This window comes from Mycobacterium venezuelense (assembly GCF_054919535.1).
Genome location: NZ_JBONDW010000003.1, coordinates 252,972 through 268,670, shown reverse-complemented (window position 1 = coordinate 268,670; position 15,699 = coordinate 252,972). Strand labels below are relative to the sequence as shown.

Genomic DNA, 15,699 nt, shown 5'->3' with positions numbered 1-15,699 from the left:
GTGATCGTGCCATGCAAGTAGGCACTCATCCAGCTCAACTTGGCCGCCAGGACCGCAGGGTTCGCAGTAGCGTGTTCTTCTTGTACAAGTGCTCTTCCATGCGATCGAGGATGCTGGCCAGCGTCTGCACGGCGTCGACGATGTAAGGCCCCTTGTTGAGCATCACGCACTCGGCTCGGACGCCCATCGACGCATCGCTCACCTCCGAGCGCGCCGGTTGGCCCTTCTTCGCCAGTTGCTCGAGCACCTGTGTCGCCCAGATCACCGGCAGATGCGCGGCCTCACACAGCCACAGCATCTCCTCCTGCAGTTCGGCCATCCGTTCGTAGCCGACCTCGACGGCGAGGTCACCGCGGGCGATCATCACACCCACCTTGCGCCGGGCCATCGCTGCCATCACCAGCTGCGGCAGGTTTTCGAAGGCCGGGCGCGTCTCGATCTTCAGTACGACGCCCAGATGCCCCGCACCGACCCGCTCCAGTTCGGCGAACAGCTTGTCGATGTCGTCGGCGCTACGTACGAACGAAAACTCCACCACATCAGCCACTTCGGCGACGGTGCGCAGATCTTCGATGTCCTTGTCGGTCAACGCCGAAATCGCCAGTTCGGTGTCGGGGACATTGATTCCCTTGCCAGCCTTGAGTTTCGCCGAGTTCAACGTCGGATGGTCGATCCGTACCTCTAGGACATCGGGTTTGGCGTCGACGATGGTGCCGCCCAGTTTGCCGTCGTCGAAAAGCACCCGCTGCCCCTTGTCGGCGTGCTCGAAAATCTCGGGCAGCGTGCAGCCGATCCACGGTTCGTCGGTGTCAACGGGGGCCGGCGAACAATCACGCGTCAGGCGCAGGACATCGCCGCTCTGCAGGCGCAGCGCGCCGTCCTCGGGTTCGAGCGGACCGGTGCGCAATTTCGGCCCGGCGAGATCCATCGCGATGACGCAGGAGTCACTGGCCGTGCGCACGTGCCCAGCCATGGCTCGCCACGCTGCCGCATCGTCATGTGCACAGTTGATGCGGGCGACGTTCATGCCGTTGCCGACCAGATCGGCGATGAGATGCGGATCGTCGGCCGCCTCCGACGGCAACGTCACCATGATGCGCACACCGCGCTCGGCGGGCGGTGGTCCCAACAGTTCGGCAGCGTTGTGTGCGAGGAGTTCAGCGCCTTCCCCGACGCCGACTACGACATCGTCGGGCGGCACGTAGGACGAGCCCGCGATGGACTTGAGCGCTGCCGAAACGAGTTTCAGCGTTGCCTGCACATGGGCCTCACTGCGGCCGAGCGACGACAGCCCCAACTCCGCGAGGTGGCCCTGCAAGTCCCGTAGGTCGGATTGCCTGATCGCCCAGTAATGCGCCAGGTTGACGGCGCTGCGCCGATGCTCGGGCACCGTCCGTTCGATCCACGACGCCCACTGCTGCTCGGCGTCGTCGAGCCGGCCGAGCAATGCGTCGATGTCGCGGCACAATTCATCGAGATCTACTGAGGTGTCCGTGACGGATGCCATGGAGATTGATTGCCCTGACCGCGGACGCTCAAACGGACCCGCCCGTCGCACCTGTGATCGCATTCACTTTTCCCGCGGCCGATGGCTGGTTATGCGAATGACGTGGAATTCGACACCCAACGTCAACGAGCTCTGGCCGACCGGGTCGGACCGGCCATCAAAGTGCCCGCCACCAGCAACGAAACCGCGCGTCTGCGCTCGGTGAAAGCACAGGTGAAAGAGAAGACCAACGTCGACCTACGCGACGACGTCGTGCTCGCGTGGTTGCGGCGTCGTGAATTCTGATCACAGGATCCAGGGGAACGGTCCATACATCGGATATGCCATCACGATGGATGCCGCGGACCCGGCGATGATGCATTGGTGCTCGCTATATTCCGTGAAACGCCTTCAGCCCGGGGCATCACTGCGTTGGGGCCGGGATCCAGGTGAAAATGCGGCGGACAGCCAGGCATCGATGTCATCGAGCGCGACGGCGGCCATGGTGGTCGGATGAGATGTGAAGCCGTGCGGCGCTTCTGGGTAGATGCGCAGATCGACGTCAACGCCCGCGGCGCAGAGTCGGCCGGCCATGGCCAGGTTGTCTTCGAGGAGGATGTCGGCTCTGCCGACGATCATCAAGATCGGCCGTAATCCGCTGAGGTCGGCGTAGATCGGCGACACGTCCGGGACGGTGCGGTCCGGCACATGACCGACATAGGCCTCGAGGAAGTACTCACCGGTGATGAGCCGGCCTGCGGGCGTCTGTTCGCTGAGGTCGTAGGTGCCGAACTGCAGCACCGCCCCGTCGAAGGCCATCAGGCCACGATCCCGCAGGCGCAGCAATGTGGTCATCGCGAGAGTCGCACCGGCCGAAAACCCTCCCACGGCAAGTCGCTTCGTCCCGAACACGCGCTCCGCCGAATCGATGAGCCACAGCGCCACGGCCTCGCAGTCGTCGGGTGCGGCCGGCCACGGATGTTCCGGCGCGAGCCGGTAGTCGACGCTGACGACCGCGACGCCGAGGCGGTCGGCTATCTGCCGGTTGCGGACGTCGTTGCGTGCGGCAGTGCCGAGGTAGAAGCCGCCACCGTGGATGTCGAAGAGAACGCCGTTCGGTGTTTCGCCGGCGGGCGCGATGATCCGGACCGGCACGCGACGCTCACCCCACTCGACGATCGTATCGACCGCAGACTGATCACATGGCGTCGCGGCACCATATCGGGCGCGCACCTGCTGTAGCTCATCCCACCCGGCCGGGCCGCGCATCTCGGCAGACGATTCGCGCCGAGACCGGACTTCGTCGGCGTGAGGCAGTAGACGGGGGTCGATGAGTCTGTCCAGGCCGAGTTTCACCGACGCCACGGTAATGGAGCCGCCGGCGTCCATCGCGCAGCTTTACCGGCCGCATCCCCTGGTGTCGAGGAGCGAGCACGGCCCGACCGGACCACGGTTGTCCGCCGGCGGATTCGGCCCATCCCAGATCGTCGGCGAAACGTTGCCCTGGCCGAAGTTGACGCTGTACCAGGTGTGACAGACGTTCCAGTCCCAATTCGGTGGACCGGGTGAGTTGAACGGTCCACCCGGACCGCCGCCGGGGTCGTCTCCCGGACACCAGGTATAGGGGCCGGCGGGTGGCGCCGCTTGCCCGGCACCCGCGCCCAGTCCGAGGACGGCCATCCCGAGACCGCCGGACATCACCACAGTCAATGCGAAGCGCGATATCTGATTCATATCGGTCTCCCGTCCCGAGCGGTTTGCTCTTAGGACATCGTCTGCCTGGGAAGCCGGCCTGTATTGGGTAGTGGACTACTCGTTTCTGGGTGCGCCGTCACGGCCAGGGCAAACGGAGTAACGTCTCCGCGCTGACGTCGCTACGAGAGCTTCGTCAAGGTGAACGACCACGGATCGCTTCGCTCGGCGGGGCCGCACGCGCTGGCGTCCGTGTCAGCGAATCCTCTGCCGGCCAGTGTCGCGGCATCCCACGAAAGCGTGCGGGTGCCAGTCATTGGAACGCCGTCGCACGTCCCCGCGTCCGGCCAGGGGCTCACCATCGTCCATCGCCCGCCATCCAGCCGGGCCTCGCCGCCGTACGGTTCCCAAGCCGTGCCGCCGGTGGCCGCCACGTCGACGCATCCCGACCCACACGACGTCACGGTCCAGGTGCTCCACGTCGATGGCCCACCGACGTCATAGCGGTACGAGCCGGAGAAATCGTCGGCAGCGACGGCCGGGCTCGCGAAACCTACTGCTGCTCCGGCCAGAACCGTTGCCGGGAGAATGCCCAGAACAAACCTCAACTTCGCCCTCCTGAGTTGGCGTCGACCCACATCCCCACAGATGCGCGGCATGAGCATCGCATGCGACCACGGCTTATCCCCTGGTGGCTGTCAGAACTTCCAAGGTGACCGGCTCTGTGAAAAGTCCGGACGGGTCGATCGCCAGCAGTGCGTCGGTGATGGCCTGTTCGAAGGCAGCTTGGCGTTCGCCGAGCAGTTGGCGAAGGGGCAGGGACGTCGAGTATAGGTATCCGATGGCTTGTTCGACCGTCCACGGACGATCGAATTCGTAGGTGGTGCGGTGCACATTCCGGAACGGTGAGCGGGTCAGAATCGCTTCGTGCGGTTCCGGCGTGCTGGCCGGGGTCGTGGTCAAGGTTCCGGGTGGCACGAATCGGGTTTGTAGGTTCTCAATTGCTCGTTGCCAATTGGTGGTGGGGCGGACGAGGCAACCGTCGTTGGCGATCACCAGCCCACCGTCGTCGTCGACCATTCTGTCGAGCACAGTCAGGACCTGTTCGCGGTTCATCCAGTGGAACGCGCGGCCCATGGTCACTGTCTTGAATCGCCCGAGGTCGCCAGGAAGATCATTTGAACTGCCTTGCGTCCAGGACACATTGGTGATACCGGCTGCCTGGGCTTGCCGGGCCGCCTCGGCGAGCATTTCGGGCTCGGGATCCATGCCGACCGCTTCGGCGACATGCTCGGCGAGTGGCAGTGTCAGCTGGCCGGTGCCGCACCCGAGGTCGAGGAGTCTGCCGGTGCCGTCCAAGGCGAATTCTGCGACGATGCCGTCGATGAACCGCTTCGGGTAGCCGGGCCGATACTGCGCGTAATGCCAAGCGGTTCCAGTAAACAGGCCGCGGCGGCCCGGTGGACTGGTCACGATCGCCTCATCGCTTTCGCCGTAACGATTGCGTGGCGGCCACCGCCACCGATACCCCGACGCTCAACGCGAACACCGCGACCACCACGTGCCGAGTGCGATCGGTGTCGATGAAGGCCCACAATTGCAGACCTCCGGCGATCAATGCCAGGATGCCGAACGCGAGGCCGGCGAATGCGAGGCGCCCGTCAGCCATGCCTATGAGTGTAGGTCGGCGGGCACCACGCTACGGAATAGCTTGTGGGAGAACAACTTCTTACCGCTGCGGCGACGCTGTCGCATTCGGCGCTATGGTGGGGTATTGGCGAATGGAGGCCATATGACTCAGCTCGACCGCACCGGTGCCGCCACGACCGTCACCGAACACCCTGACCGGTTCACGATCGAGGTCGACGGACGCTCGGTAGGACTCGCCGACTACCACGACCGCGACGGCCGTCGGATCTTTCCGCACACCGAGGTTCTGCCGCAGTACCGAGGCCGCGGCCTGGCCACGATTCTCATCGCGGAAGCGCTGCGCTCCACGCGTGCCGCCGGCCTGCGAATCGTCCCGACCTGCTGGATGGTGGCCGAGTACATCGACAAAAACCCTGAGTACGCCGATATCATCGACAACCAGTGAGCGGTGGCGGCCAGGCCTGCGATGAGATTGCAGCCAGGGCTGCGATGCGGGACCGATCACGACCCTGTGCGCAATCTCAACGCCGCGCGGGCGGTGGATCGGCAGCAACGAGCGTGAGAATAGCCTCGGTGAGCCGATCAAGGTAGTCATCGTCGGCGTCGACCTGCATGACCGACTGGCGCCAATAGAGCGCTCCCCCGACCATGTCGAGCGCGACCTCGAGGTCGACGTCGTCCGCGATCTCGCGGCGCTCCCTCGCCCGCTCGAACAGCTGAGCCGCCTTGAGCCGTCTGGGTTCTCGGATCTGGCCGGCGATCGTGGCGGCGTATTCGGGATCGCGCGCGGCCTCGGCGAGCAGGTCCGGGATGATCGTGCGGGCCAGCCGATGCGTGAGCGCCGCGCGACCGTTCGCCAGATACGCCCGGATATCCCCGCGCAGAGTTCCGGTGTCGGGGACGTCGATTGCCGCGACCGCGACCTTGGTCACGAGGTCGGCGGCCAAGTCCTGCTTCGACTTCCAGCGGCGGTAGATCGCGGCCTTGCCAACGCCTGCACGTTTGGCCACGGCGTCGACGGAGAGCCTGCCGTAGCCGACGGCGGCCAGTTCCTCGAAGAACGCTGACTCGATCGCTGCGGTCACGTCATCGAGGAGGACGGGACCGCCCGACGTCCGTCGCGCTGCTGTGGCCACGGCCCGATTGTACGAGACGGAACGGTTGCGTTCCGTTTAAACGCGGCCTAGCCTAATCGAGACGATGCAGTTCCGTTTCGTTAAGGAGAAGCCATGAAGTTCCTGTTCGACGACGAGTCGTTCTCGTTCGAGACACTCCGCGCCGCCGGTTATGCCAACGCCGGCGGTGCCGATCTCGGCGACATTCTGGTGACCGCCCGCGCCATCCCTGAGGGCGACGAGGCGGCGTGGCATCGCGAATGGAAGGCAACCGCGCAGCGGGTCGAGGCGTTGGGCCGTCAATCACTGGCCGCCGGTCACGCGGTCAGTGCCCGCGAGGCGCTATTGCGCGCGTCGAATTACTACCGCACGGCCGAGTTCTATCTCCGGGACGATCCCGCCAACGACGCTGAGGCCAAAGCGCTGTTCACACGTTCACGCGAGACCTTCCTGGACGCAATGCCATTGTTCGACTTCGTTTTTGAACGCGTCGCCATCCCCTATCAGGACACGACGCTGCCGGGATATCTCTACCTGGCCGATGATTCCGGACCCCCTCGGCCGACCGTCATATTCAACGGTGGGTACGACTCAACACTCGAGGAGTCCTACGTCGCGCTCGCCGCCGGAGCACTGGCCCGCGGGTACAACGTGCTGGCGTTCGACGGGCCCGGCCAGGGCGCCGCGTTGCGCGAGCAGAGTCTGACCTTCCGGCCGGACTGGGAGGCCGTGCTGACCCCGGTGGTCGACTTCGCGCTCACGCGCCGCGAGATCGCACCCGACGCCATCGCTCTGTTCGGCTATAGCCTTGGCGGGTATTTGGCTGCCCGCGCGGCCGCCTTCGAGGGCAGGCTGGCCGCGGTGATCCTCAATGACGGCGTCTACGACTTCTTCGCGGCCCTGACGAACATGATGCCGCCGTTCTTGGTCAACTGGATCGACCAAGGGAACGACGAAGCCGCCGAGGCGGTCATCGGACTGTTGATGGCGGTGAACACGCAGACGCGCTGGGCAGTACGAAACGGATTGTGGGCTATGGGATTCGACTCAGCTTGCGATCTGGCACGCGCCTTCAAGGCCTATACGATCGCCGGCGTGGCCGACCGGATCACCGCCCCGACATTGGTGCTCGACGCCGAGAATGACCAGTTCTTCAAGGGTGAACCGGCGCGGGCCGCCGCCGCGATGGTCAACGCGAAGGCCACCCTGGTAACGCTTCATGAGGCCGACGGCGCCGGCGAGCACTGCCATATGGGTGCGGCGTCCCGTACGAACCAGGTCATGTTCGACTGGCTCGACGAACAATTCCAATCCGCCGGCTAGACCGGGCAGTTGCCTCCGGTGAACAGATCACAGGTGGTCTGCAGGCCGTTGAGTACACCCGCCGGGATGGCGGCGACGAAGTCGGTCACGCTGATGGCGCGCAACGATGTGAGGTCTTTGGCCCGCTGGGTGCCGATCACCACCGCCACGGCGTCGCCCTCGGGCGTGGTGATCGTGAACGAGTCGTCGCCGTCGCCGTATTGCCCTGCGCAGTCGCTAGTGCAGGCTCCGGTGTCGGGATCGATCTTCTCGTCGAACATGTCGTTGATCCACCCGGCGGACAGCTCGCGGACGGCCAGCGGGTTCTGCGGCTGCGGGAATCCGGCGATGACGTAGGCGGCGACCTGGATGAGCGGGTTGCCGCCTTGCATCGGATCCATGTGCACGCCGTCTTCGAGCACCACGCCGGTGAACTGCCCCGGCCTGGCCTCCGACAGCTGATCGTTGACGTCGCTGAACACGTTGAGGTAATTCAGCGGCGCGCCGATCTCGTAGATCGGGATGTAGTCGTTGGGGTCGTCGTCACTGGGGTCGAGGGTGCCGTTCATCTCCAGCTCGTCCAGCCGCTCCATGGCGTCGGGGACGATCGAACCCATCGGCACCGCGTCGTAAATCACCGCGCCCGCAAGGTCATTCGGCGCGTCCTCGCCGGCCTGACGCCGCGCGACCAAGCCCTCCGCGTAGTACCCGGCGACACCCGGGGCGAAGCCGCCACCCAACGAGTGCCCGACGAGCACGAACTGCGTCGGCACGTCGACGTCGCCGGTGCGGCCGGCCTTCAACTCCGCGGTGTCCATGCTGGCGTTGAGTGCCGTGCGGTCCGGATCGAGGAACAGTTGGGCGACCGCCTCGTGCAGATTGTCGCCGCCCAGCCACATACCGTCGGCTTCGAATGGGTTCGATGTGAACGTCGTGGTGACGACGATGCTGTTGGTTTGATGGGCGAGATACGACGCGGTGTAGCTGTAGAGCGGCCCGTTCGCCAGGAAGCCGTGCTGCAGGTAGATCAGCCGGGTCGGCACGGGTTCACCCTCCGCGGTATTCGGGAAGTACCAATTGGATTCGACTTCGTGGCCTTCGGAGATCACCAGTGTGGATGTGCTGACCTCGACGGAGTCGCGCAATGCGGGCGGTACCACGGGGTCGCCGCCGACGGTCCGTTCCAGAGTGGCGAGGGTGTCGAACACGACGTCGCCGATTGCCGACAAGGGCTTCGGATAGTTCTGCGGCTCGGGATTGAGCACCAATGCCCCGAGACTGCGGAGCACGTCGTGAATGGTCTCGACGGGATCGTTCGGCGTCGGGGTCGCCGACTCCAGCGCGTTGCGCAGTGTGTTGTCGACCGGGATATCGCGTTGGCCGGCAAACTGTTCCGGTGGCGTCGCCGAACTGACGTCCTCAGATCGCCCGACGAGCGCCGACCGCAGACTGATCGGCGGCCGGACCCGGACTTCGGCGGCACGCGGTGCCTTCACCGTGACGTTGTGCGTCGCATCCTCGACGGCGTCTCGAGCAGCGTCGCCGATGTCGCGTACCGCGTTGCGAACATCGCGGGTGGAATCTTGAATCGCATTGCGTACCTTCGTCCGAACCGCTTCGCCCACCTGACGTGCCGGCCGATCGGACTTCGCGGTCCGGGTTTTCTGTTGTTCGGTGTCGCCCGCGGTGTCTGCGGTCGTGGTGTCGGCGGCTTCGGATTTCGCCCGCTGTTTCGCCGAGCGGGTGTTGCGGTGACTGGGCCGCTGAGTGTCGTTCTGCGTGGCCGAAGCCTTGGTGTCTTGCTTCGGCGCGCCGTCGTCATCGGCGTTCGCGGTTCCCGCCCCGGCGAGCACCGCCGCCGATAATCCGGCCGTGAATACTCCGGCGCCAACCCATGCTGCTACTCGCGTCATTTCCCCCGCCCCCTTGCGCGTCGACCTTTAGGGACGCTAACGGATGCGACCGGGGTTGCGGGCGGGATTCGGTGAGATCAGTTGGTGTGCACCAGCGTCGTCGATTCGGGAGAGAATGGAGCCACCAGGTTGGGGGGCGGTGTGGCGTACACGGTGTCGAAGGTTCGCAATTCGAAACCAGACTTGCTGAACGCTGCCTCCGGGGATGCCGAGCAGTCGGCGTTGCGGGTCGACGCCCAGATCACTCACGGGCGCGAGCAGATGGACACTCTGCGTGAGGGCTGGATCGGCTCCGCGCCGGACGCCGCCGGCAAGCAGTACGGCGAGCTCATCGGCTATCAGCAGACCTACGGCGACCAGTTGCGGGCGCTCAAAAAGGTGCTCGCAGAGCGAGGCCCGAAGCTCGTCGAATTGCGGTCCCAGTTGGACACCGCAGTCAACGACGCGGAGGGTAGATGGGATGTCGCCGACGACGGCTCGGTGTCGCCCGGCTTCTGGTTGGCGTGGTATGTGTTCACCAACCCCGCGGAGGCGTTGAGGATCGAGGCTATGCGGATCGAGATCGAGTGCAACATCAAATTGCTGCTGGCTCAGTTCGAGGCCGAAGACCTCGCCACGGGCAACGCGATCCGCCAGATCGGCAGGCAGCTGGCATGACACAGCCGACCACCATGACGGTGGTGATTGACGACCTGCGCGCCACCTCCGGGGTGATGAACAACATCGCGAGCGGGTTCTACAACGACGGTGGCGGGCCGATCCTCAAGAGTGTCACGAGCGCGGATACCGAACTCGACAGCACGAAGGCCTGCGGCGAGGTCGGCGACATCCTCCTGGCCTATGCGCAGACCCTCGGCGACGGCGTGTCCGAGCACGCCGGCAAGCTGAGCGCCGCCGCCGGCCACTACGAACGAGGCGACGCCGCGGCCGCCGAATCGATCGACTTCGATCCGCCCGAGGAACGCGAACTCGAAGTCGGAGACGATCCCGGCGAACCCGGATACGACCCGGTCAACGAGTACGAACAGGCACTGCAGAATGCGGGTCTCCTCGACGGCCCGAGTTCGGGCATGTACCGCGAATGGCTGCAGAACGCCGCCGACAACGACGTGCCCCCGGAGACGATCGTCGAGATTGCCCGCCAGCAGAACATCTCGCCGGCGAGCTTCGACGTGCTCAAAGGTTTGGAGCGCGTCACCAACGACAACCAGAATGACGATCCCAAGGACGACGCCGACTACTTCATGTTTCCCGAGAATGTCACTGCGGAGCAGGCCCGCGAGGCGGCACTGATGACCTACATCTTCAACGCAGGTACCGGGTACGGGTCCTCGCGCGGCAACGCCAACAACGACTTCGCGGAGACGCCCTGCTCAGCGGCAGAGGTGCACCGAATTAAGGACCGTCAGGAAGCCAACAGCTGGAGCTACGACTTGCTCGAACATGCGACCGGAAGCTTTGCCGCCACACCGAACGGCATGGTGATGGGCGTCGGCGGCGAACTGATTCAGCAGACCGTCAGTCAGCAGGCCGGTACCTGTGTCGGCGACGTCTTCGCAGTCAACATGGACCATCCACCCGGTGGCGCCGCTGATGAGCTGCGCAAAATCATCCAAACGGGAACGCCCGCATGGCAGTCCGACGATGGAAAGGTCCATCGGAACGTGGATCTCGACCTCGACCGAGTCCTGCACCACGAGGAGCGGCACTCTCAGCAATGGGCCCAGAAGGGCTTTCTGAAATTTGTGCAGGAGTACTTCACACCGACCGCCGCCGAACACAATCCGTTCGAGACCAACGCCGGCGCAAGCGACGGCGGGTACCACTGATGCTCCGTCGTGTTGGCGCGCTCCTGGCGATCACCGCAGCGATCGTCTCATCGACCGGTTGTGGACCATTCCGGCAAGAGAACCCGATGGAAACCTCACTGCCGTCCGCCAAATTTGGTCTGCGCGTCACCGACGGTGAACTGCGTTTCTGGACGGGGGCGCCATGTCCCGGCACCACTGGGGTCACCCTCGGGTTCTCGAATCCACAGACCGACGATGCCACCCTCGAGCTGTCCACGCCGTCCTACGACGAAGGGCTCATGCCCGGAGTCGAGTTCGAGCACCTAAACCTCGACGGGCCCTATCCCGGCTTCAGCGTCAAGCAGCCCCTGCCACCGGGATTCGATTGGCACACTGCACAGCGTCTTGATCTGCTCGTCTACGGGCCCCCGCACTCACAGGGCAGTGGAATCGATTTCGCCCCGATCGCCGCCGAGATCAGCGAGCATTCCGCCGAGCACCCTGAGGACACCTACTACTTCCCGGACATCGGCTGGCTCAGCCCCGCAGAGGTCGCCGCGAAAGATGGCAAAGAGTTCATGACCGTCTGCACACCCGACCCTGCCAGGGACGAGGCCGTTGCGGCGACCGTCGGGGTCCGCGTCACCGACGGGACGCTCCGATTCTGGACGGGCACACCATGTCCGTTCGACTCCGGTGTGGTCCTTACCTTCCAACCTGGGCAAGTCGAGACGACCCTGAAAAACACTAAGCTGGACCCCGACTTCGAACACCTCAATCTCGGCGAGCCGGCTCCGCAGTTCACAGTCACTCGCCCACTGCCGAACGACTTCGACTGGCGCACGGCCAAATCGGTCCTCTTCCGGCTTATAAAAACCGACGCGGCAACCAATCGCGCCAACCAACTTGTGTGGAGCAAGACCACCGAATTGGCCACTCCGATCGCCGAGTCCGCACAACATCCCGCTGACACATATTACTTCGAGGGTCACGGTTGGCTCAGCCCCGCGGAGATCGCTGCGGAGGATGGCACGTCGATTCAGACCATCTGCGGCAAGTAGCGTCCCTGGAATCGCTAGAGCCGGCCGGCCGCGAAATCGGCTGCCTGCGCGACCTTTCCGGACTGCACATAGGACACGTGGGCACCCATGTCCCAGCCGCCTTCCCAACAGATCGGGTCGCCCTGGTTGCACTGGTCGATGGCGTTGCCGGCGAATTGCGGCGCCAGCGTCGGTAGCGCCCTTCCCGCGAGCATGTTGGCGAATCCGGTGCGCGGGGTACCGAACAGCGCTGTCGCCGCCACCCGATCGGCGACCTGGGGAGACGCCTCGTTGGTGGCCAGTTCGATGACCGCCGCCCCCTGCGAGTAACCGCCGAGCACCATCTTCGTGTTCGGACAGTCGGCGGCGATGGACTCGATGAGGGATCGCGCAGCGTCGACACCGGCCGGCGTGCTGACGTTGAAGTCATTGCTCGCCGGGTACTCGACCGCGGCCGCGTCGACCGTGCGCGGTGCGACCCGCGCACGCAGATCCTCGACGAATGGACCGCCGACACTTCCCAAGCCAGGCGGCTCGTTGGTGCCGCGCGCGAACACCACCTCGACATCGGCGCATGGCGCAGCTGAGGCCGGCGCAGGTGTAACGGTCGGAGCAACTGCAGCCAATGCCGCGAACGCCAAGATCCATGCGGGCTTCATTGTCATACCGACCGATCGTAGGACCGCGACGTTGACGGGACCGGTTTCAGCCGGGTCACGAGGCCAGCGAGTTGCCCTCTCGCGGCGTCGAGGTCGACCCACCCCGGATCCGCGGCCGCAGGCCGTAGTCGTCCGGTCGAAGCGCGATGTCGCCGTAGCTCGCGAGGTCTTGTTCGGTGCCGAGGGTGAGTTCGACCGCGGTCTTGGCCTGGAAGAGCGCGATCACGGCCTGCTGATGATGTTCGGTGCCAAAGGAGGTGAGAGCCTGCGTGAGCTTCCGGTCGACGTACTGCACCGACTTCTGCAGGTCCGAATCGGCCGGTTCAGCCGGAGCATCGGTGCGCTGGACCATTTCCTCGCCGAGCCCGGTGTACCAGCGGTGCCCGAGCGCGCCGAGAACGCCTGCGCATACCGGCACCACCGCGACCGTGCACAGCACACCCAGAGCGTTGTCGAGCGCGATGGCGCCGGAGATTCCGAGGAGTAACGCGAGGAGCGTGAGCGAGGACAGCTTGCCCGCTGCGGGCACCGCTTCGAACCGACGCCACATCTTCGCGACACCGACCGCGCCGTATCGAGCAGCGGCCGCGACGAACCCCGCGACGCCGGCCATGACCTTGAATACGACGCGGCCGACGTCGTCGAACTGCTTGCGGCTGATCGGCGGCTTCGGCACCGACCACGTGCGCCGCTGCTTCGACGGGGCGGGCCCCGCCGGTTGCTCAGCCGACGTTTCGACGGTCGGTTCCTCGCTAGTCACATTTGCCTCATCAGACACATGCGTATCATCACTCACTTAGGTCGGATGCTTGCGCTGGCGCGCCGATAGCCAGCACAGCTGTCGTACCTTTGACCCGATGCGGATCGCAGTGGTGGAGGACGACGACGGCGTCGGCGAGGCGCTGGTCGATGCGCTCGCCGAGGTGGGCCACTCGCCCGTCCGGATGCGCCGCGGCGCCGACCTTCTGCTCGGCCACCGCGACATCGATCTCGTTCTGCTCGACCTCGGCCTGCCCGACGCCGACGGGCTGACTGTCCTTCGGCAGCTGCGAGTGGTCAGCCAGGTACCCGTGGTCGTGCTGACCGCGCGCGACGACGAGCGTTCGGTGGTACGGGCCCTGCGTGGTGGCGCCGACGACTACGTGGTGAAACCCGCACGTCTGGGCGAGCTGCGTGCCCGCATCGAGGTCGTCGCCCGCAGGCGTATCGCAGTCCACGACGAGGAGCCGGACACCGTGGAGTCCGGCGACATCGTCGTCGACCTCAATGCCCGGCGGGTCGAAGTCGGAGGCGAGGAAGTCTCGCTGGCGCCCAAAGAGTTCGACGTGCTGGCCTACCTCGTGTCCCGCCGAGGCGAAGCGGTCAGCAGGCAGGAAATGATGGATGCGATCTGGGGTGACGCCTACGTGGCGATCTCCCGCAGTCTCGACGTGCATATGACGTCGCTGCGCGCCAAGCTGGGCCGGCCAGAAGCCATCACGACCATCCGCGGATACGGCTACCGGTGGAGCATGTGACATGTGGCGGCGTGTTCTGCTCGTCCTCGTCATCTACTCCGCGATCGCCGTCATCGGCCTGGCGATTCCACTGGCGGCGACCCTCAGCCGAGAACGGCTGCAACGGTTCGGCGAGAACAGATTTGCCGCGGCCGCACACTTCGCGGACCTGGCTTCGCGACGAGATGGCTACCAGGACATCGATCTTCAGCAGGCTGTCGACCGCTACTACACGCTTTACGGCGAGCCCGTCGTCATCGTCGACCGGAGTGGCAATCCACGGGCGTCGGCGGGGTCGGCCACCACCTCGCCGGACGTCGCCGCCGCCGTCTCGGAGGCCCTGCGCAATCAGCGCAGCCGCGTTCCGGGCACGCTCACTCCATGGTCTCCCGCACAGGTACTGATCGCCGTACCTGTCGGAACCGGCACGCAGGTCGACGGCGCCGTCGTGCTCGCCGCATCCACAGCCGCCGCCAAAGTCGACGTGACCCGGGCGTGGCTGCTGATCGTGGCCGGCGCGGTCACATTGCTCGCCATCGCATCGATGATCGCTCTGGCCCTGTCGCGGTGGACGATTCGACCGCTCACCGAGCTCGCCGCCCGCGTATCCTCCCTCGGCCACCGCGTTCTCGATCGCGCTCCCGGGGGCGGCGCCCATGACGACGGCCGCCCCGACCCCGTGGGCAGATATGCCGGCCCGCAGGAGGTGCGCAGGCTTTCGGCCGTGTTCGACGCGATGGCCCATGATGTCGAAGCGGCCGCCACCGCCCAGCGTCGACTGGTCGCCGATTCGGCACATGCACTCCGAAATCCGCTGGCGGCGCTGCGGATTCGACTCGACACCCTGGGTATGGCACTACCGGAATCGTCAGCCGCCGCGCACCGCAAGGCGGCGGCGGAAGTCGACCGGCTCGAGGGCATCGTCGCCGACCTGCTCGCGTTGGCCACCGCCGAGACTCGTCCCGATCCCGACGGCGAAGTCCGCAGCGCCGATGTGAGGGCTGCGATCGCCGATCGCCACGAGTTCTGGTCGGCCGCCTTGGCCGAAGCCGGCATCGAGGCCGGCGTGACCGACGACTCGGATGAGCCGCTGTACGCGCTCATCCCCGACCGCGACCTCACCCAGATCCTCGACATCACCCTGAGCAACGCGGTGAAGTACGCCGGCGCAGGCACCCGCGTCGATCTCGGCGCCCGACGCGTCGGCGACGACATCGAGGTGTGGGTCGAGGACAACGGTCGCGGAGTGTCCGAGCAGGATCTGCCGTTGATCTCGACCCGCTTCTACCGCGCCGCCAACACCGTCGGCCAGGGCACCGGACTCGGCTTGTCCATCGCGCGCGCACTCACCGAACGCGCGGGCGGGGTGTTCGGCGTCGGCCCAGGCAGCAGCGGCGGTCTGCGCATCGACCTGCGGCTACCTGCTTCCGATCGCGACGAACCGCTTTCGTCCTAAGGGAGTGTTAGGAATCGCGCCCGGACCTTCCTAAGACCGTGTGACTGCTACCACAGTGGGGGCTTGCGACGGCGATGTCGGCGACTCCGGTTCCGCCACA

At 65.6% G+C, this 15,699-nt stretch carries 18 protein-coding genes; 8 read left to right on the top strand and 10 right to left on the bottom strand.

Annotated elements, in window-relative coordinates:
* Nucleotides 1-34: 34 nt before the first annotated feature.
* Complete coding sequence (locus tag ACRCUN_RS06520; RefSeq protein ID WP_462140813.1) at nt 35-1,507, bottom strand: pyruvate kinase; 1,473 nt, start codon at nt 1,505-1,507, stop codon at nt 35-37.
* Between the two features lie 102 nt (nt 1,508-1,609).
* Between ACRCUN_RS06520 and ACRCUN_RS06515 the strand changes: the two genes are divergently transcribed.
* Nucleotides 1,610-1,792, top strand: a complete 183-nt coding sequence (locus ACRCUN_RS06515; protein WP_462140812.1) for a hypothetical protein — start codon at nt 1,610-1,612, stop codon at nt 1,790-1,792.
* Between the two features lie 105 nt (nt 1,793-1,897).
* Here ACRCUN_RS06515 and ACRCUN_RS06510 read toward each other — a convergent pair whose 3' ends face one another.
* From ACRCUN_RS06510 to ACRCUN_RS06490, 5 genes are all read right to left on the bottom strand, one after another.
* Nucleotides 1,898-2,842: an alpha/beta hydrolase gene (locus ACRCUN_RS06510; RefSeq protein WP_462140811.1), complete on the bottom strand. Its 945-nt coding sequence runs from the start codon at nt 2,840-2,842 to the stop codon at nt 1,898-1,900.
* A gap of 42 nt (nt 2,843-2,884) precedes the next feature.
* Entirely contained in the window at nt 2,885-3,220 is a 336-nt protein-coding gene (locus tag ACRCUN_RS06505) for a hypothetical protein (RefSeq protein WP_462140810.1), read from the bottom strand.
* 140 nt (nt 3,221-3,360) lie between these two features.
* A complete protein-coding gene (locus ACRCUN_RS06500) occupies nt 3,361-3,786 on the bottom strand; it encodes a hypothetical protein (protein WP_462140809.1) in 426 nt (141 codons plus the stop codon).
* Between the two features lie 73 nt (nt 3,787-3,859).
* Entirely contained in the window at nt 3,860-4,651 is a 792-nt protein-coding gene (locus tag ACRCUN_RS06495; RefSeq protein WP_462140808.1) for a class I SAM-dependent methyltransferase, read from the bottom strand.
* Between the two features lie 7 nt (nt 4,652-4,658).
* The gene (locus ACRCUN_RS06490; RefSeq protein ID WP_462140807.1) at nt 4,659-4,847 is read right to left on the bottom strand and encodes a hypothetical protein; all 189 of its coding nucleotides are present in this window, start codon (nt 4,845-4,847) and stop codon (nt 4,659-4,661) included.
* 123 nt (nt 4,848-4,970) lie between these two features.
* Here ACRCUN_RS06490 and ACRCUN_RS06485 point away from each other — a divergent pair, with 123 nt between their 5' ends.
* Nucleotides 4,971-5,273, top strand: a complete 303-nt coding sequence (locus ACRCUN_RS06485; protein WP_462140806.1) for a GNAT family N-acetyltransferase — start codon at nt 4,971-4,973, stop codon at nt 5,271-5,273.
* 76 nt (nt 5,274-5,349) lie between these two features.
* On the opposite strand, the gene ACRCUN_RS06480 is transcribed toward ACRCUN_RS06485, so the two are convergent.
* Nucleotides 5,350-5,964, bottom strand: coding sequence for a TetR/AcrR family transcriptional regulator (locus tag ACRCUN_RS06480; protein ID WP_462140805.1), 615 nt, complete (start codon nt 5,962-5,964; stop codon nt 5,350-5,352).
* Nucleotides 5,965-6,057: 93 nt separating this feature from the next.
* On the opposite strand from ACRCUN_RS06480, the gene ACRCUN_RS06475 reads away from it, so the two are divergent.
* A complete protein-coding gene (locus ACRCUN_RS06475) occupies nt 6,058-7,266 on the top strand; it encodes an alpha/beta hydrolase family protein (RefSeq protein ID WP_462140804.1) in 1,209 nt (402 codons plus the stop codon).
* Here the strand turns inward: ACRCUN_RS06475 and ACRCUN_RS06470 are convergent.
* Nucleotides 7,263-9,158, bottom strand: coding sequence for a hypothetical protein (locus ACRCUN_RS06470; RefSeq protein WP_462140803.1), 1,896 nt, complete (start codon nt 9,156-9,158; stop codon nt 7,263-7,265). The two genes, ACRCUN_RS06475 and ACRCUN_RS06470, sit on opposite strands and share 4 nt — an antisense overlap.
* A gap of 183 nt (nt 9,159-9,341) precedes the next feature.
* On the opposite strand from ACRCUN_RS06470, the gene ACRCUN_RS06465 reads away from it, so the two are divergent.
* The 3 genes from ACRCUN_RS06465 (at nt 9,342) to ACRCUN_RS06455 (ending at nt 12,009) form a co-directional block, all read left to right on the top strand.
* The gene (locus tag ACRCUN_RS06465; protein ID WP_462140802.1) at nt 9,342-9,815 is read left to right on the top strand and encodes a WXG100 family type VII secretion target; all 474 of its coding nucleotides are present in this window, start codon (nt 9,342-9,344) and stop codon (nt 9,813-9,815) included.
* The gene (locus tag ACRCUN_RS06460; RefSeq protein WP_462140801.1) at nt 9,812-10,987 is read left to right on the top strand and encodes an ESX-1 secretion-associated protein; all 1,176 of its coding nucleotides are present in this window, start codon (nt 9,812-9,814) and stop codon (nt 10,985-10,987) included. Before ACRCUN_RS06465 ends, ACRCUN_RS06460 begins: the two co-directional genes overlap by 4 nt.
* Nucleotides 10,988-11,073: 86 nt before the next feature.
* Nucleotides 11,074-12,009 carry a hypothetical protein gene (locus ACRCUN_RS06455; protein WP_462140800.1) on the top strand — a complete coding sequence of 312 codons (936 nt, stop codon included), beginning with the start codon at nt 11,074-11,076 and terminating at the stop codon, nt 12,007-12,009.
* A gap of 14 nt (nt 12,010-12,023) precedes the next feature.
* Here the strand turns inward: ACRCUN_RS06455 and ACRCUN_RS06450 are convergent, their stop codons facing one another.
* Together ACRCUN_RS06450 and ACRCUN_RS06445 are read right to left on the bottom strand one after the other, a co-directional pair.
* A complete protein-coding gene (locus ACRCUN_RS06450; protein ID WP_462140799.1) occupies nt 12,024-12,653 on the bottom strand; it encodes a cutinase family protein in 630 nt (209 codons plus the stop codon).
* 49 nt (nt 12,654-12,702) lie between these two features.
* Nucleotides 12,703-13,407 (bottom strand): hypothetical protein, encoded by a 705-nt coding sequence (locus tag ACRCUN_RS06445; RefSeq protein ID WP_462140798.1) that lies wholly within the window; start codon nt 13,405-13,407, stop codon nt 12,703-12,705.
* Nucleotides 13,408-13,504: 97 nt separating this feature from the next.
* On the opposite strand from ACRCUN_RS06445, the gene ACRCUN_RS06440 reads away from it, so the two are divergent.
* A complete protein-coding gene (locus ACRCUN_RS06440) occupies nt 13,505-14,164 on the top strand; it encodes a response regulator transcription factor (RefSeq protein ID WP_462140797.1) in 660 nt (219 codons plus the stop codon).
* Nucleotide 14,165: 1 nt separating this feature from the next.
* Nucleotides 14,166-15,599 carry a sensor histidine kinase gene (locus tag ACRCUN_RS06435; RefSeq protein WP_462140796.1) on the top strand — a complete coding sequence of 478 codons (1,434 nt, stop codon included), beginning with the start codon at nt 14,166-14,168 and terminating at the stop codon, nt 15,597-15,599.
* Nucleotides 15,600-15,699: the final 100 nt, after the last annotated feature.

What these genes read in the sequence shown, in the direction of transcription:
- ACRCUN_RS06520 (WP_462140813.1), bottom strand. Translation starts at nt 1,507, where the DNA reads ATGGCATCCGTCACGGACACCTCAGTAGATCTCGATGAATTGTGCCGC.
- ACRCUN_RS06450 (WP_462140799.1), bottom strand. Translation starts at nt 12,653, where the DNA reads ATGACAATGAAGCCCGCATGGATCTTGGCGTTCGCGGCATTGGCTGCA.
- ACRCUN_RS06470 (WP_462140803.1), bottom strand. Translation starts at nt 9,158, where the DNA reads ATGACGCGAGTAGCAGCATGGGTTGGCGCCGGAGTATTCACGGCCGGA.
- ACRCUN_RS06440 (WP_462140797.1), top strand. Translation starts at nt 13,505, where the DNA reads ATGCGGATCGCAGTGGTGGAGGACGACGACGGCGTCGGCGAGGCGCTG.
- ACRCUN_RS06505 (WP_462140810.1), bottom strand. Translation starts at nt 3,220, where the DNA reads ATGAATCAGATATCGCGCTTCGCATTGACTGTGGTGATGTCCGGCGGT.
- ACRCUN_RS06435 (WP_462140796.1), top strand. Translation starts at nt 14,166, where the DNA reads ATGTGGCGGCGTGTTCTGCTCGTCCTCGTCATCTACTCCGCGATCGCC.
- ACRCUN_RS06490 (WP_462140807.1), bottom strand. Translation starts at nt 4,847, where the DNA reads ATGGCTGACGGGCGCCTCGCATTCGCCGGCCTCGCGTTCGGCATCCTG.
- ACRCUN_RS06475 (WP_462140804.1), top strand. Translation starts at nt 6,058, where the DNA reads ATGAAGTTCCTGTTCGACGACGAGTCGTTCTCGTTCGAGACACTCCGC.
- ACRCUN_RS06485 (WP_462140806.1), top strand. Translation starts at nt 4,971, where the DNA reads ATGACTCAGCTCGACCGCACCGGTGCCGCCACGACCGTCACCGAACAC.
- ACRCUN_RS06455 (WP_462140800.1), top strand. Translation starts at nt 11,074, where the DNA reads ATGGAAACCTCACTGCCGTCCGCCAAATTTGGTCTGCGCGTCACCGAC.
- ACRCUN_RS06460 (WP_462140801.1), top strand. Translation starts at nt 9,812, where the DNA reads ATGACACAGCCGACCACCATGACGGTGGTGATTGACGACCTGCGCGCC.